14 protein-coding genes are annotated in these 17,488 nt (G+C 25.3%); 7 read left to right on the top strand and 7 right to left on the bottom strand.

The genetic code is table 11. The features are described 5' to 3' along the window. Positions 1-214 precede the first annotated feature (214 nt). Together Q0087_RS01515 and Q0087_RS01510 are read left to right on the top strand one after the other, a co-directional pair. Entirely contained in the window at positions 215-1,282 is a 1,068-nt protein-coding gene (locus tag Q0087_RS01515; RefSeq protein ID WP_297897736.1) for a DUF1611 domain-containing protein, read from the top strand. A gap of 3 nt (positions 1,283-1,285) precedes the next feature. Further along, positions 1,286-1,672, top strand: coding sequence for a cell division protein SepF (locus tag Q0087_RS01510; protein ID WP_297897733.1), 387 nt, complete (start codon positions 1,286-1,288; stop codon positions 1,670-1,672). 93 nt (positions 1,673-1,765) lie between these two features. Here Q0087_RS01510 and Q0087_RS01505 read toward each other — a convergent pair whose 3' ends face one another. Then, positions 1,766-2,521: a TatD family hydrolase gene (locus Q0087_RS01505; RefSeq protein ID WP_297897730.1), complete on the bottom strand. Its 756-nt coding sequence runs from the start codon at positions 2,519-2,521 to the stop codon at positions 1,766-1,768. Between the two features lie 1,035 nt (positions 2,522-3,556). On the opposite strand from Q0087_RS01505, the gene Q0087_RS01500 reads away from it, so the two are divergent. Together Q0087_RS01500 and Q0087_RS01495 are read left to right on the top strand one after the other, a co-directional pair. Further along, a complete protein-coding gene (locus tag Q0087_RS01500) occupies positions 3,557-4,381 on the top strand; it encodes a winged helix-turn-helix domain-containing protein (protein WP_297897727.1) in 825 nt (274 codons plus the stop codon). Between the two features lie 75 nt (positions 4,382-4,456). Further along, entirely contained in the window at positions 4,457-5,518 is a 1,062-nt protein-coding gene (locus Q0087_RS01495) for a winged helix-turn-helix domain-containing protein (protein WP_297897725.1), read from the top strand. A 197-nt stretch (positions 5,519-5,715) separates the two neighbouring features. Here the strand turns inward: Q0087_RS01495 and glyS are convergent, their stop codons facing one another. The 4 genes from glyS to tfrB form a co-directional block, all read right to left on the bottom strand. Then, positions 5,716-7,431, bottom strand: a complete 1,716-nt coding sequence (gene glyS, locus Q0087_RS01490; protein WP_297897722.1) for a glycine--tRNA ligase — start codon at positions 7,429-7,431, stop codon at positions 5,716-5,718. Between the two features lie 278 nt (positions 7,432-7,709). Further along, positions 7,710-8,303: a dCTP deaminase gene (gene dcd / locus Q0087_RS01485; RefSeq protein WP_297897719.1), complete on the bottom strand. Its 594-nt coding sequence runs from the start codon at positions 8,301-8,303 to the stop codon at positions 7,710-7,712. 229 nt (positions 8,304-8,532) lie between these two features. Further along, on the bottom strand, positions 8,533-9,402 hold the full coding sequence (locus tag Q0087_RS01480) for a TrmJ/YjtD family RNA methyltransferase (RefSeq protein WP_297897716.1): 870 nt from the start codon (positions 9,400-9,402) through the stop codon (positions 8,533-8,535). 173 nt (positions 9,403-9,575) lie between these two features. Then, entirely contained in the window at positions 9,576-11,156 is a 1,581-nt protein-coding gene (tfrB, locus tag Q0087_RS01475; RefSeq protein WP_297897713.1) for a fumarate reductase (CoM/CoB) subunit TfrB, read from the bottom strand. 715 nt (positions 11,157-11,871) lie between these two features. On the opposite strand from tfrB, the gene Q0087_RS01470 reads away from it, so the two are divergent. The 3 genes from Q0087_RS01470 (at position 11,872) to Q0087_RS01460 (ending at position 15,172) form a co-directional block, all read left to right on the top strand. Further along, on the top strand, positions 11,872-13,992 hold the full coding sequence (locus tag Q0087_RS01470) for a thiamine pyrophosphate-dependent enzyme (RefSeq protein WP_297897711.1): 2,121 nt from the start codon (positions 11,872-11,874) through the stop codon (positions 13,990-13,992). Positions 13,993-14,089: 97 nt separating this feature from the next. Next, positions 14,090-14,695 (top strand): indolepyruvate oxidoreductase subunit beta, encoded by a 606-nt coding sequence (locus Q0087_RS01465; protein WP_297897708.1) that lies wholly within the window; start codon positions 14,090-14,092, stop codon positions 14,693-14,695. 192 nt (positions 14,696-14,887) lie between these two features. After that, positions 14,888-15,172, top strand: coding sequence for a hypothetical protein (locus Q0087_RS01460; RefSeq protein WP_297897704.1), 285 nt, complete (start codon positions 14,888-14,890; stop codon positions 15,170-15,172). Between the two features lie 237 nt (positions 15,173-15,409). Here Q0087_RS01460 and Q0087_RS01455 read toward each other — a convergent pair whose 3' ends face one another. Then, entirely contained in the window at positions 15,410-15,841 is a 432-nt protein-coding gene (locus Q0087_RS01455) for an amino acid-binding protein (RefSeq protein WP_297897739.1), read from the bottom strand. Positions 15,842-15,982: 141 nt separating this feature from the next. Continuing rightward, positions 15,983-17,284 carry a phenylacetate--CoA ligase family protein gene (locus tag Q0087_RS01450; protein WP_297897701.1) on the bottom strand — a complete coding sequence of 434 codons (1,302 nt, stop codon included), beginning with the start codon at positions 17,282-17,284 and terminating at the stop codon, positions 15,983-15,985. Positions 17,285-17,488: the final 204 nt, after the last annotated feature.

Raw genomic sequence — 17,488 nt, 5'->3', positions numbered from 1 at the left:
ATTTTACTAAAAATATTATAAATCAACATTTTACTAAAAATATTATAAATCAACATTTTACTAAAAATATTATAAATCAACAATTTACTAAAAATATTATAAATTAACCGATTACTAAATAATATTATAAATTAAAAAAATATTTTAAATTAAAAATTAATTAGATATTATTAATTATGAAAATAACAATTTATTGAATTTTAGGAGTGATTTCTTGCATTCTATTGTTTCAGTTAAGGAACTTCAAAGTCTAAATCCATTTATAGTTATTGGCTGTGGTGGAGGTGGAGAAAAATTTTCTAATTTAGAAGGTGTCGAAACTGTAGGATTCGTTGATGATGATAATAACAAACATGGTAAAACTTTTTGTGGTTCAGATGTATCTGGAAGTTTACTTAATATAATCAACGAGGTTGAAGCTAAAAGTGTAGCTATAATGCTTCCAATTGGTGCAGAAGGCTCAGCTCTTAAATATGCAGTTCAAGCTATTGACAGTGGGAAAAATGTAGTTTCTTCTTTTAGATCATTACCATTAAATGATAACATTTCTCTTTTAAATTTTGCAAATGAAAAAGGAGTTAAAATTAAAGAAATAAGTCCTAGATTAGATGTTATTGACGATATATTTGGAATTTCTCCTAAGAAATGTTGTGAAACACTTCCAAAAATATCATATGAACCAAAGGCTCCTGTTGTTTTTGTTGGTGGAACTTCTCAAGAATGTGGAAAAAGAACCACTACTCGATTATTAGGTAAAGAAGCAAATAGTAGGGGATTAACTTCTCTTGTAATATCTACTGATGAAATGGGCTTAGAAGAACCTTCTGACTTAAATTTTAGAGCAGGAAGTTTGTCTGCAATGGATATTCCATCTGCTATTTTAGGTTCAATCAAATACTTAGAAGAGAAGAAAAACCCAGATATTATATTTGTTGAAGGTCAATCTAGTTTAACTGAAAAAGGAAATCCTCACCCAAGAGGTTTATCTGCAGCTATTTTAATAGGTGCTTCTCCTAATGCTACAATAGTTTGTCATAGGCCTAATCATCCTTATCGTCAACCAAGGGGTATTGAAGAGGAAATAACTGCAATTGAAGCTATTGAGCCAACAAAAGTCGTAGGTCTTTCAATTAATCTAAGAAATGCAGATGAAACTATGGATGTTGGGGATTTTGAGTCAGAATTCAATTTGCCTTCTGCAGATGTTTATAATGAGGGTGCTTCAAAATTATTAGATTCTATTTTAAGATACTTAGAGGAAAATAAATTTAAAGGTGGATAATATATGAGTTTTATTGATACTTTAAAAAGAAGTCTTGGTTTTGATGAGGAAACAAGAGAGCCGGTTACTAGTGAATATGCTGATGATATTTTGGAGAATGATTTCTACATTGCTCCAGAACAACCATTTTATGAGATTATTTTAATAAGGCCAAGAACTGTAGATGATATGGATTATGTATTTGATCAAATAGTAGAAGAAAATAATCCTGTTATTGTTGATTTAGCTTTTCTTGAAAATGAAGGTCCCGATCCATTTCAAATGGCTGGAGAAAAAATTAAAATTCTCAGGAAAGAATATAAAGCAGAAGCAATTTCTCTGTGTAAAGGACCAGATAAAAACATGATTATTCTAACTCCACCAAGAATTAAAATAATCAAGAAAGAATAAGGTATTAATCTTATATTTACTATCTTTTTCTATAATTTTTAGCCTATATTATTTTTTAATTATTATATTTATTTTTATTATATTTTTTAAATATTATATATTGAATAAGTTTTTAGCATTTTTAAAAGCCACTTTATCGATATCTTTATTTTCAAATCCTAATTTTTTAAGAGTTCTAACAGTTTTAGGTACAGATAGGGGGTCAGATGGCATATTGCTTATATCACTATTTAACAGAAAATTATCAAAACCATATTCCTTTAAAATTGTAACTGCTTCATCAACTTCCATTTTATTTGGCTGAACTGTAAGTCCTAGTGTAAAATCTTCTTTTATTACTTCATCAATAACATTCAAGTTTATATGATCAATAATAACTAAATCAGGGTCTATTGTTTCTAATGCTATTTTTTTTATCTCTTTTAAAACTTCTAACTTGTTTTTCCTAGGAGTATGTATAATAACTTTTGTATTTGTTTCATTAGCTATTTCTAGTTGTTTTTTAAATATGTTTTTTTCTTCATTATTTAAGTCTTCTAAGCCAATTTCTCCAATAGCTACTATGGATTTGTTTTCTATATATTCTTTTAATTTCTCAAAAATTGTTTCTGGTGATTTAATAATATTCGAAGGATGTATTCCTAAAGCTACTTTAAGATCAATACCATATTTCTTTGCTCTTTCAGTATCATAATTGAGTATCCTTTCTAAGTGATTTAAAAGAACTATTTCGTCCATTAATTTATATGGATAAAATGCACAAGTAATTGCACTATTTATCCCACTAATAAACATTTTTTCAAAATCTTCACTACTTCTTGCATCTGCATGTATATGAGTGTCTATCAATTTTATTCCTCAATTATTATATTTTCTAATATTTATTCAGTATTTTATTATAAAATATAATATGTTTTAACTAAGACTTATATTTTTGTTTAGTATGTATATTCTATTCTTTAATTTTTAATTTTCATATTTTTTATTTTAATAGTTCTAATTTCTATATTTAATTTTCATATTTTTTATTTTTTTTATTTTTATAAAATTAAATTAACATTAAAAATATCATTATTTTTATATTATATTATTACTATTTTTTATTACTTTTTTATTTTTTTAGATATATATTTTGAAAAATAATTAAACCCTACCATTATATTTTATTACTTTTTTAAAGTAAAATTGTTTTCGTTTTATCATTTTGTTTATTTTAAATATTCTTTATCTATAATATTTTAAATTATTATGGATTAAAATTATTTATAAATCAAATTTAAATTGTATTTAATTTCTAAATTTTATAATTATTTGTAAAATAGTTTTAATAGGTTAAACATTTGATATATTTTTTTTAAAAAATAGGGCATATTATATGTATGTATTAAATATTTAATACTTTTTATCAATATTTTAAAGTAAAGTTTATATAGAAATAGTATCAAATAAATAAATATAAATTTATTACAATAATAATTATTATTAATAAATTTTTAATAATAAAAATTAGAATAATAATTACTATTAATAAATTTGTATCTTAATCAACTAAATACCTAAAAAATAATTATAATTTCTTAATTTATACTTTCAGTATTTTTGCATTGTTTTCATAATTTGGGAATTAAGAAACATATTATAAACTTTTAGTATATAATAAAATTTTAGTATATTTTACATGATTTGTTATTTTATTTTTAGAATATACTATTAAGTGTAAATTAATATCTTTGTAAAATTGTTTGGTTCATGTGTTTAGTTCAGGCCATAATATATTTTTGTTTGATTAAGAATAATTTTAAGGCCATTAATTAAGAATAAAGGGGGAAACTAATAAAAAATAGTAATAAATTAAAATAGTTTAAAACTAGGATTAGGGTTAATATGAATAAAAATAAAATTAACTATTTAAATATGTATGAAAATGTCAAAGATGAGCTTAAATTTTTAACTAGTTCTAAAATTAGGGTAAGTCTGCTTGAATGTTTATCTGAAATACCGGTAACCATGAAAATTTTGTGTGAGGATACTAATCTAAATTATAGTGCTATATCAAATAATATTCATCGGTTAAAAGATAATGGATATGTTAAATCAAATGATGGAAAATTTTGTTTGAATAATATTGCTATAATGAAACTTTTAAATTTTCATGATTTCAATGAATCTGTAGGTATTATTAATGTTTATCTAGATTTGTGGTTAGATCATGATATCAGCTCTATTTTATTTGATAAATTAACGGATTTAAACTCTTTAAAATCTAGTTATTTAATTGAATCTATTCCTACAGATATTTACTTGCCCCATACAATATTTAAAAAAATTTTAAAAAGTTCTAACAATATAAAATCTATTTTTCCATTTGTTCATCCAGAATACCCAATAATATTTCAAGATTTGATAGATAAAGGAGCAAATATTGAATTACTTTGTGGAAAAACAATAACACTAAATTTTATTGAATTAATGGATCTTGAAGTAGTAAAAAATGGATCTAAAAATCAAAATTTTAAAATTAAATCTTCTAATAATGATATTAAAATCTTCTTGACTATTGCAGATGATTTAATGGCATTTGGATTATTTAAAGAAGATGGTTTATTTGATCAAAATAGGTTATTGATCTCTAATGATTTAGAGGCGATTAAATGGGCTAATGGCTTATTTGAATATTATAATTCTATAGGGAATAATTTATATTTGTAGTATTTTAATAAACTTTTAATTTAATAATCAGTTTTAAGACTAAGATTTTAATGAAATATAGGTAATGGTGTATTTATGGAATCTAATAATAAAATTTCTTCTAATAATATTAATTTATTAAATAAAGAGGATTTAAGAGATAAAGTTGGCATAAAGAATTCAGATGATAAAAACAAAAACATTAATCATAATTATGCTTTAATTAATTTTAAATTACCTCAATTTGATAATAAAAATTTTGAAATTATGGATTTTAATTTAACTAAATTGGATGATAATGAAATGAAAATTGAAGGTATTGAAATATTTAAAAATATAAAACATATTTTAACATCTACTATGAGAACAAGATTATTAATTTCTCTTTTTTCTAGTGAAAAAGATCTTAAATCTCTTAGAAATGATTTAGGAAAACCTTCTACTTCCATACTACATGGAATAAAAGAACTTGATAAATTGAATTTAATTAAAAAAAATAAAAAAATGTATGGTTTATCTTCGAATGGGACAATATTAACAATTAATGTTATTAAATTAATTCAAAATATATATTCTATAAATAAAAATTCTCATTTTTGGAAATATCATTGTATAGATGATATTCCTAAAGATTCTCTGAAGAAAATTCATTTAATTCAAAATGCAAAATCTATTAAATCTTCTGATAATGACCTAGCTAAAACTTCTAGGGAATATACAGACTTAATTTCAAATTCGAAAAATATAAAAGTTTTGTTGCCAATATTTTCTGCTATTCATTTAGATGCTATATTAAGTAGCTTAAATGATTTTGAGAATTTAGAATTAATTGTTAGTGAAAATATTCTTGAATTTATAAAAGATAATGGGTATGGGGTAAAACTTTTATCATTTATAAAAGATAGTGCTAAAAATAAAGATAATCTTAATAATGATTATTCTATTAAAATTTGGAAATTATCTAAAGAAATAAAAATTTTTCTTAGCTCATGTGATAATTTTTTATCATTAGGGCTATTTTCCCATGATGGTTATTATGATGATTCAATAATGATTTTGGATGAGACTGAAGAAGGAATAAGTTGGGGTATTGGAGTTTTTGAGCATTATAAAAATTATTCGGAACCAATTGATATTTTAAAATACTTTAGTCTATAATTTGATCTAATTTAAAGGCTTAAGTATAATTTTAAAAATTAGAAATCGTAAATTAGAAATCGTATATTGTATTCTTAAAATTTTACAATATTATATAAATATATAATATTTAAAAATTTTTAATTTAATTTAGAAGATTTTATAAATTTTATAAGGTATGATAATTTAATTTATAAATTATATTAAGTTAAAATACCTTAATTAAAGTAATTTCCAACAATCTTTTTTAAATCTTCTATATTGACTCTTTCCTGTTTTTCAGTGTCTCTATCTCTAATTGTCACTTTACTGTCTTCCAAACTATCGTAATCAATGGTAATAGCTATCGGAACACCTATCTCATCGGCTCTAGCATATCTCTTCCCAATTGTTCCAGAAGTATCATAATCTACCATAAAACCCGAATTTCTAAGAGAAGAAGTTATTTCTGTAGCTAATTCGTTTAAATTATCTTTATTCATTAAAGGAAAAACACCAATTTGTATTGGGGCAATAGAATTTGCTAATTTAAAATAATCTTTATCTTCTTCATTTTCTGCTTTATGGAATGAATGTAAAAGAACGGAGTATAATATTCTGTCAATACCAAATGAAGGTTCAATTACATGAGGAATAATTTTTTCTCCTTTAACTTTCTCTTCAATATTTTCAAAAGTCACATGTTCTTTTTTGATTTCAAAATAGCTGTCATCAATTGAAGCTTTATATAATCCTTGTTCTTCTATTGAATTTTGCACTGCTTCAATAAGTTCTTCATCTATATTTTCTAAAAATGATTTAACTTTTCCTGCATCTTGCTTAAATGCTGGGCCAAATTTTGCCATATTTGGTTTTATGATAGTTTTAGATATTATTTTAGGATTTTCGTACTGAATGAATAGATTTAATTCTTCATTGCTATGTTTTGAGTGTGACTTTAAATCATAATCTCCTCTATCGGCTATTCCTATAATTTCTACCCATCCATAACGATCTGTTTTAACTTCTACATCCCAGCAATCAATAGCATAATGTGCCATTTCGTTTGGTAGGTGTTGTCTAAATCTTAAAACATCATCAGGAATTCCAAGGTCTTTTAAAAATTTTTTAGCTAAATATATTTGATAAATCAATATTTCATTAGCTACAATGCCTGTTTCAAGTGCTTCTTTGGCTGTTATGGTTATTGGATTTTTACCTTCAATTTGGGTTTTTTGTGAGTTTAAAACTAATTTTTCATTAGCAATCATTTTAAACTTTGGATGTGTTTTATTTTTAGGGTCAACAAATATTTCTGCTTCAGCTTGTGTAAATTCTCTGAGCCTAATAACTCCCTGCCTAGGTGAAATCTCATTTCTATAAGCTTTTCCTAGTTGTACTGCTCCAAATGGTAATTTATTTTTAAAAAATCTTGAAAGTCTTTTGAAAAGTATAAATATTCCCTGAGCAGTTTCTGGACGCATATATCCAGTTTTATTCCCTTTAGCTCCAATATTAGTTTTAAACATGAGATTATAATTCCATATTTCACTTAATTTGTCTCCACAATTTGGACAATCAACTTTATGTTTTTCAACAATTCCATCAAGCTCTTCATTGGTCATACCTTCCACTTCTAGGCCAGATACTTCTTCAATGATATGGTCTGCTCTAAAAACTTCTTTACACCCAACACATTGTGTCATAGGATCTGTAAAATTATCAACATGTCCGGATGCCTTTAAAACTTCTTCAGGAGTTACTGTGGGACTTTCTATTTCGTAATATCCTTCTCCAGCTATATATTGCTTTCTCCAAAGTTGCATAATGTTATTTTTTAAAATAGCTCCAAGAGGTCCATAATCAGTAAATCCAGAAACTCCAGAATAAATTTCAAATGATGGCCATAGGAATCCTCTTTTAGTACTGATATTTATCATTTTGTCATGGTTCATTAGTATTGCTCCAATATTGAAAATTAGAATTTAAGTTTAATTTTAATAATATTTTTGATTTAATTTGGGTTAAATTATTTAATTTAATCTTTAAGATTATTAATTTAATTAAATAAACTAATTAAATAAGTTAATTAAATAAGCTAATTAAATAAGCTAATTAAATAAGCTAATTAAATAATATAATTATTTAAGTTAATTATTTGAGATAAATATTTAATAATAAATTATCTAATATGATTTGATTTTTTAATTGTGATATGTGGGTTAATATTAATTTAAAGGTTTTGTTTAAGTTCATAGTCTTGTTTAATACGACTACTTTCTGGACGAGTTTGTCCCATGTATTTACTATCTCTTTCGGGGTGTCCATATGGTTTAAGTGCACTAGAAGTCATAGTTTCAAAGACTATTTGGCAAGCTCGTTGTCCAGGATATAATGCAACGGGCATTTTACCAATATTTGAAATTTCAAGTGTTATTTTACCCTCAAATCCTGGATCAATATATCCTGCAGTTACATGCATAGTTATTCCAAGTCTTCCCATTGAAGAACGCCCTTCAACTCTAGCTACTAAATTATCTGGTATTTTAACAGTTTCATAGGTGGTAGCTAGTGCAAATTCATTTGGATGTATTATAAATGCTTCTTCTTTTTCTATATGCATTGAATCCATATATGAATCAAGATCTTCTGGGTCTTTTGGATCAATAAATGGTTTTTTAATGATTTTAAATCCTTTAAATTCATTTCCAATTCTTAAATCTACTGATGATGGTTGTATTTGCCTTTCAAAATCTTCTAAAGGATCTATTGTAATTTTTCCTTTTTTCAAATATTCTTTTATTTCTCTATCACTTAAAATTGCCATTTATTAGTCTCCTAATGCATTAAGTTCTAATTTAATATAAAAGATTTTATTATTTAATTGTTTATTTTGGGATTCATAGATTATTTCGTTGAATTAATTCATATATATTAATTTATTATAATAAGATATGTTAAAATCATCCTATTTAATTTTTATTTATTTTATCTTAATTATATTGAATTTTAATGTTATTGAAAATGTCTATTTATATAATTTATAATAATTTTAACTACTCAAATTTCATTAAAATTCTTCTAAAGATTCCTTTTAATGTATGGGCTTCTCTTCCAGTTATGAATGCTCTATTAATTATATTTTTAAAAGATTTGATTCCTGTTTTTTCTTTATGTTTAGGAATATCTAATTTTTTTATTATATTTTCCATATCTTTAAGTAAATATTCTTTTTCAACTCTTGTTGCCTCTTCTAAGCCTTCTACTGGAAATTCATTTCTGTTTTTAAATAATTCATAGAATATAATGGCAGCTGCATGAGATATATTCATAATTGGGTATCCTGGGTCTGTTGGGATACTAACTATAATATCACACATTTCTATTTCTTCATTATAAAGTCCATTGCCCTCTCTTCCAAATATAAGTGCAATTTTTTTGTTTAAATCTATCGATTCTCCTAATTCTTGTGGTTTTATAGGGATTCTTGATAGATTATAGCTACCTCCAGGTGTACCCGTAGAGCCAATAATAAAATCTATATTTTCTGTTTTTAAAAAATCATCAAGAGTAGGATAAATATTTGCTGCTGCATTTTTTACAATATGCTTAGCATGCATAGATTGGTAATATGCATCTTCTTTTAAATCACAGGGGTTAATAAGTATCAAATTTTCTAAACCAAAATTTGCCATAGCTCTTGCTAAAAAACCAACATTTCCTGAAGATTCACACTCTACAAAAACTACGAATATATTTTCCTTAAGTCTATCATAATTTTTTGAAAATCTCATTCCTTCTTCAGTTGATAGTTTTTTACCTCTATTTTTTGAATTGGCTGTTGATTTTGAGGCTGATTTTGATTCACTATTATTTTTTTCTTTTTCTTTATCTAAAATAGTGTTATTTTCTTTAATAACTACCACTTCTTCTGAAACTGTATCTCCTACTTGATCACCTCCTTAATTGATATTATATCTCCATATTGGATAAATATTAATTTTCTCCATATATTTTTAGTTAATATCTATTTTATTTAATATCTTATTTTATCTAATATCATATTTTATTTATATTCTATATTATCTAATACATTATTTTATTCAATATCATATGCCATTTTTAGAAGTTCTAAAATATTCATTACTTTAATATTATCCATTCCTTCTTTATTTAATGCATCTTGAATATTATATTGACAAAATGGACATATGCTTATTACAGCATCAACATCAAGCTTTTCAACCATCTCTGCCTTTTTTTTACCTAATCCAAATGCAATTTCTGGTTTAGCTGCTCTAACTCCTCCACCTGCACCACAACATTGGTCTGGACTTTCCATTTCTACGAATTCAACACCTTTTATTTTATTAAGTATTTCTCTAGGTTCGTTTTTTATTCCTTGCCCTCTAATAAGGTGACAAGGATCATGATAAGTAACTTTAAGTTTTAAATCTTTCATTTTGCTAGTATCAAGATTATTAACTAAAAATTCACTTATGTCCATTACATTTAGTTTTACTCCATATTTCGGATAGTCATTTTTTAATGTAGCTCCACAACCTGCACACATTGTAATTATGGTGTCATATTCTGATAAAGCTTTTTTATTTTTTTCAACAAGCCCTTCCACAATATCGGTTTGACCAGTTCTTAACATTGGGGATCCACAACAGACTTGATCTTCAGGAACATCGACTTCAATTCCATTTTTTTTCAAAACATCTATGAGTGCAAATCCAACATTTTGAAGCCTATAATCAATCATACATCCTGTGAAAACAGCTATTTTTTGTTTTGATTTATTTTTTTCTTTGGAAATTGATTTAATAAAACTTTCTTCTAGCTCTTCCACAGATCTTCCAGTTTTTAAAATCATTTCTTTTACCTCTTTGTGCTGTTCAAGAGGACCCAAATCTTTTTTATTTGCTAATGCTCTTAATTTTTCTATAGCATCTCCAAAACTATTAATTTCTTTTGGACATATTTCTCCACATTTACCACAACTGGTACAATAATATAAACCTTCATTAATACTTTCTTCAGTTCTTTTACCATTATCTCGTGGATCAAAATCAAATTTGGATATATATCTCATGAAATAAGGACCTGCAAACTTTTCTGTTTCTTTAATAACAGGACATGCTGAAAGACAAGAGTAACATTCAATACAACTTCTGACCTTTTTAGTATCCATACACTCTTCATTTTCAATAATTGAAGGACAATCACATTTATCTTCTTTTAAAATATCTACACTTAATTTTTCTTCTACATCATTTATCTTAATTCCATTTTTATTTTTTTCACCATATTCTTTTTTTTCATCATTCTCATTTTTTTGTAAAAATAAATCCATATTATTCACTTTTTCATCTACTTCAGATTTATCTACAATCAAATCTTTTATTATGGGGAAATCTAATGGTTCAATCTTGGAATTATCTTCTATTTCAGCTTTACATGCAAGTACTACTTTTCCATTCATTTTCAAAGCACAAGAACCACATTGTCCAGCTCTACAAGAGCTTCTAAAACTTAAATTGTTATTATATTTTTCGTTGATAGAAATCAAAGCATCTAATATCTTCATCTTATATTTTTTTTCGATTTCATATTTTTCAAAGTAGGGCTCTTTGTCTTTTTCTTTATCAAACCGTAATACTTCAATTTCAATCATTTTATCTCCATTTTCCCTTTTTTTATTTTTATATTTTAATTTATAATATTATACTATTTATTCATATAATAAGAGGATTAATTAATATGATGTTAATCTTTTATAATTTCTTCTTTATTTTATAAATACTCCTTTATTTTATAAATATATCTTATTATAATATCTATTATTATAACAAAAATTAATTAATAAGGATATCTTTAGTAAGAATATTTTAATAAGGATATTTTAGTAAGAATATTTTAATAATTATATTTCTACTAAAAATTTTTACTTAATAATATTTAAATATTAAAAATGTTTTTTAAATTAATAATTTTTTCATTGAACAATCTTTATTTAATAAAATAATATTTTTTATATATAACATTTTTTTTATTTAAATGATAATATGGTAATAATTATAATTTTTAAATAAGCTTCATGTTAATTTAGATATTTAATAGTCATAATTTAAATCTATTATATTTTCATGATTTAATTTTATAAATTCAAAAAGTATATTTATTATTCTATCTAAAAATAATTCTGCTATATAGTAATTTAATATTATAATTTTCTGTTTTATTTATTATAATATATTTATTATATTAATTATATAAATATTATTGATTATCATGTATATTAGCTTAATAACTGTTTCCTATCAGTTTTAGGCCTTTTATTTCTTAAATTATTTTATTTATACTATTTATGTTATTTATGGTGCGTAATAATGGATTTGAATCAATTAGTGAAAGGTAAATCAGGAGATAAGGAATTTTTATTGGGTAATGAAGCTGCTGTTAGAGGAGCTATTGAAGCAGGAGTTTCAATTGCTGCTACATATCCCGGTACTCCTTCTTCTGAAATTGGGAATATTTTGTCTCTTCTTGCAAAGGATGCTGGAATGTTTTTTGAGTTTTCTGCTAATGAAAAAGTTGCAATGGAAGTGGCAGCCAGTAGTGCTGCTAGTGGTTTAAAATCTTTCACTTTCATGAAGCATGTTGGTTTAAATGTAGCTTCAGACTCATTTTTAACTTCTGTTTATACTGGAACTCCTGGAGGACTAGTTATTTTATCTGCTGATGATCCTTCAATGTTTTCTTCTCAAAATGAACAAGATAATCGTCATTATGCTAGATTAGCTAATTGTCCTGTTTTAGAACCTTCTAATCCACAAGAAGTTAAAGATATGATGAAATATGGATATGAAGTGTCTAAAGAGTTTAGTATTCCTGTTCTCCTTCGTACCACTACTCGAGTTTCTCATATGAGGGGAATTGTAGAATTTGGGGATGTTGAAAAAGTTCTTATGGATGAAGAATTTAATAATGGTGATAATAAAAATATTAATAATAATACTAATAATAATACTAATAATAAGAATAATGTTCATTGGGAAAAAGGATTTTTCAAAAAGAATCCAAAAAAATTTGTTCCTGTTCCAGAAAATGCAATGCTTATGCATGAAAAGCTTGTATTGAAAATAGCTGCTATTAATGATCTAACAAATAATTCTGAATTAAATTCTATTTTTAAATTTTCAATTGAAAATATTGATTATATTGAAAAAAATAATGTTAAAAATAAGGATACTAATGTTGAAAATATTAAAAATAAGAATAATGAAAATAAGAATTATAAAAATTATGGCATAATAGCAAGTGGTAGTGCATTTAACTATGCATATGATGTGGTAAATGAAGATGATTTACCATTTGATATATTGAAATTAGGATTTTCTTACCCTTTCCCAAAAGACCTTGTTTTAGATTTTATAGAAGGTTTGGATGGTGTTTTTGTCGTTGAAGAAGTTGATCCAATCATGGAGAATCAGATTTTAGCTACAATTGGTGAAGTTGGACTGAATATTCCTGTTTTTGGCAAATTAGATGGAACATTTCCACTTATATATGAATTTAATTCTGATATAGTTAGAAATTCTCTGAATGTGATTATTAATCAAGATTTTGATCAAAATATTAATAATGGAATTACTCAAAATGATGAAGAATTAATTATTAATAATCAATCAGAGAATACATTATTAGACATTGATGAAAAATTGTATAATATAAAAAATAATCTACCATCACGTCCGCCTACTTTATGTCCTGGATGTTCTCATAGGGCCACATATTTTGGTGTTAGAAGAGCTGCTGAAGAATTAGGAATTTCTAATGAGGATTTAATCTTTTCCTCAGATATTGGGTGTTATACTTTAGGTGTAAGTCCTCCTTATGAAACTACTGATTATCTACTTTCTATGGGATCTAGTATTGGTGATGCTTGTGGTTTTGCTGCTGCAACTAATCAACATATTGTTAGTTTTATTGGAGATTCCACTTTTTTCCATGGAGGAATACCTCCTCTTATAAATGGTGTTCATAATAAGCATAAGTTTGTTGTAACTGTTCTTGATAATCGGACAACTGCTATGACTGGAGGTCAACCAAATCCAGGCATTCCAGTTGATGGAATGGGAGATATTGCTCCTGAAATTTCTATTGAGGAAATTGCTAAAGCTACTGGTTGTGAGTTTGTTGAGACTATTAACCCGATGAATTTGAATAAGACTGTTGATACATATAAAAGGGCCCTTGAATATGATGGTGTTTCTGTTATAATAGCTAAATATCCTTGTACACTTATTAAAGGTGTTAAACATAAAAGGCCAATGACAATAAAAAGGGATAAATGTAATGATTGTAGGGTTTGTATAGATACTTTAGCTTGCCCAGCTATATCTGTAACTGATGATAAAGTTGAAATTGATGATTTACTTTGTAAAGGTTGTACTGTTTGTGTGCAAATGTGTGATGAAAAAGCTATTGGGGTTAAAAAGGAAGATTAAAAATATCAATCATCATTATAAATTTTTTATAGCTTAAAATTATCTTTCAAAATTTTATAGCTTAAATTTATCTTTCAAAATTTTATAGGTGAAAATCATGTTTAACAAAGAAAATTCTTATAATATATATATTTGTGGTGTTGGAGGACAGGGCATTATCAAAACTTCTGTTATAATTGGCGAAGCTGCAATGAATGAAGGTTTAGATGTTCTAATGAGTGAAATTCATGGAATGTCTCAAAGAGGAGGAGTTGTTTCTACTGAATTAAAAATTGGAGATTATAAAAGTTCAATAATTGAAAAATTTAATGCTGATGTGATTTTAAGTTTTGAACCATCAGAAGCTGTGAGAGCTTTGGATAAATCGAATAAACAGACTAAAATAGTTTTTAACACTTCTCCAATTGTTCCTTCTACTTTAACTCAATTTAATCAGACTTATCCTAATGTTAATGAAATAATAAATGCTTTGAATGAAAATTATGATTTTGTTTACCCAATTGATGGAGAAAAATTAGCTTTAGATTCAGGAAGTCTCATGTCTTTAAATATGGTTCTTTTAGGAGCAGTTATAGCTAATGAAACGTTTCCTCTTTCGAAAAAATCTATCATTACAGCAATGAAAAATAATTTGCATCAAAAATTCCATGAAATGAATTTAAATGCTATTGAAAAAGGATATAATGCTGTAAAAAATAAATAATGATTTATTGAATAAAGTTTTATAAATAAACACTTAATAAAGAGATTATAATATAATATATTTATATTGTATCAATCATATAATATCATATAATACTATAGTTATTATATTATTAACATTAATTATTAGTAACATAATTATTAGTATATTATTAATGAGCTTCTATATTTTTTGATAATTTATGGTGATTAAATGGGTTATGAGATTAAAAATGCTATTATTCAAAGAGATGCTCTAGATGAGAGCTTTGAATTAATTGATCCAAATGGATTTTTTGATAAAAAAGATGTTTTAGTGGCTATTGATACTGATACTTTAATAACAATACAATTATTGATAAAATCAATATTAAGAAATGATTTTAAAAAATGGAAAGAAATTTCTTCACTTGATGATAAAGAATCAATTGCTAATCTCTTTGTTAAATTAGGTTACAAAAGAGAAGAAGTAGCTGAACTTATAAAAAGTTTAGAATAATATGAATTAATCTAAATTGCCATATTAAGGCTATTTTTTATAAATTATTATTAATATACTAGTTATATTTTTGTAAATTACTACTATATTTTATTTATTTTTGTAAATTACTACTATATTTTGTTTATTTTTGTAAATTACTACTATATTTTGTTTATTTTTGTAAATTGTTATCATGTTTTGTTTATTTTTTATAAAAATAATTACTTAAATCTGAATTTACATAATCACACATAATTAAATGGATTTTATGTCTTCAGAAGTTAGTATATATGCATCATTTTCTTTTAAAATTTTTATTCCTTCATCTATATTTTCTAATCTTACTACAACAATAGCTTCTTCACTTTTTTTACTAACAAATGCATAAATATATTCCACATTTACATTTTTATCATCAAGATATCCTAAAATGGTGTTTAGTCCATTTGGTTTATCTGGGACTTCAACAATAATAACATCATTTTCCTTTACAACAAAGTTATTATTTTCGAGAATTTCCTTTGCTTTTTCAGTTTCTGAGACTATTAATCTTAATATTCCAAATTTGGTCGTATCTGCTATAGATAAGGCCCTAATGTTTATATTTTCTTTTGCTAACACATCCATTGCCTTTTTAAGTCTTCCCTCTTTGTTTTCTATAAATACAGATATTTGTTTATTTTTCATGTTAATTTCTCCATAATTTAAGTAATTCAATAATTTAAGTAATTATTAATTAATCAACTTTATATGATTAATATAATTATTTTAACTTATTTTTAGTTTATATAAACCTATTTAAATAAGTAATCATTCATTTAATATTATTTAACTAAAATTTCTTTTATCAATGACTCTAACTGCCTTTCCTTCGCTTCTTGGAAGTGATTCTGGCTCAACTAAAGTTACACTTGCACGTAAACCTATTTCTTTTTGTATTATTTTAGATATTTTTTCTTCTATAGCTTCCATTTTTCTCATTTCATCAGAAAATAGTTCTTTGGATGTTTCCACTTTAACTTCAAGTTCATCTAAATGTCCGGGTCTAGTAACTACGATTTGATAGTTTGGTGTAAGGCCATCAATTTTTAACAATGCTCTTTCAATTTGTGATGGAAATACTATTACTCCTCTTATTTTAAGCATATCATCGCTTCGACCAACGATTCTAGACATTCTAGCGAGTGTTCTACCACAGGGACATTTTTCATGTGTAATAGAAGTTATATCTTTTGTACGGAATCTTATAACTGGCATACCTTCTCTAGTAAGCGTAGTTAAAACTAATTCTCCTTTTTCTCCATCATTTACAGGTTGCATTGTTTGTGAATCAATAATTTCTGGATAAAAATGATCATCTGATATATGAAGGCCAACTTTTTCTTCACATTCTTGAGCCACTCCTGGACCAATAACTTCAGTTAGACCATAAATATTAAGTGCAAGAATTCCTAATCTTTTTTCAAGTTCTTCTCTCATTTCTTCAGTCCACATCTCTGCTCCAAAGATTCCAGACTTTAAACTAATTTCATCAGGTGCTAATCCTTCTTTTTCAAGCATTTCTGCCAAATAAAGAGCATAAGATGGAGTACATGTAAGTATCGTACTTTCAAAATCTTTCATTACCTCAATTTGTCTTTTTGTGTTTCCTGCAGAAATAGGTATGACTGTTGCCCCTACTTTATGTCCTCCATAATGAATTCCAAGGCCTCCAGTAAAGAGTCCATATCCATAACAGTTTTGAATCCGATCTCCTCGTGTTCCAAGTGCCATTGTTATTGCTCTTGCAATTACTTCTGACCAAATATCCAAATCTTTTTGAGTATATCCTGAAACTGTAGGCTTCCCTGTTGTTCCAGAAGTTGTATGGATTTCTATAATTTCTTCTTCTGGAACTGCGAACATACCGAAAGGGTAAGCATCTCTAAGATCAGTTTTTGTTGTAAATGGTAATTTATTTATGTCTTCAAGTGTTTGAATGTCTTTTGGTTTTATTCCAGCTTTATCAAGCTTATTTTTATAAAATGGAACATTTTCATAAGCTTTTTTAACAGTTTCTTTTAACCTTTCAAGCTGCAATTCTTTTTTTTCTTCTATTTCCATGCATTCTAATTTTTCATCCCATACCATAGTATCCCTATGCTTTTTTATAAGTATTTTATCAATTATTCTTGATATAATTAATTATATTTTTATTATATTTTTTATAATATTAATTTTTAGAATATAATTTCTAATTTTGTAATATTGTATTTTAATATAATCTTTTTATAATAAATATAATCCTTTTATAATAAATACAAATGATTATTTTTAATAAATACAATTTTTTAT

The organism is uncultured Methanobrevibacter sp. (assembly GCF_937881195.1).
Taxonomy (GTDB): Archaea; Methanobacteriota; Methanobacteria; order Methanobacteriales; family Methanobacteriaceae; genus Methanobinarius.
This window is presented reverse-complemented; position numbering and strand designations above follow the sequence as displayed.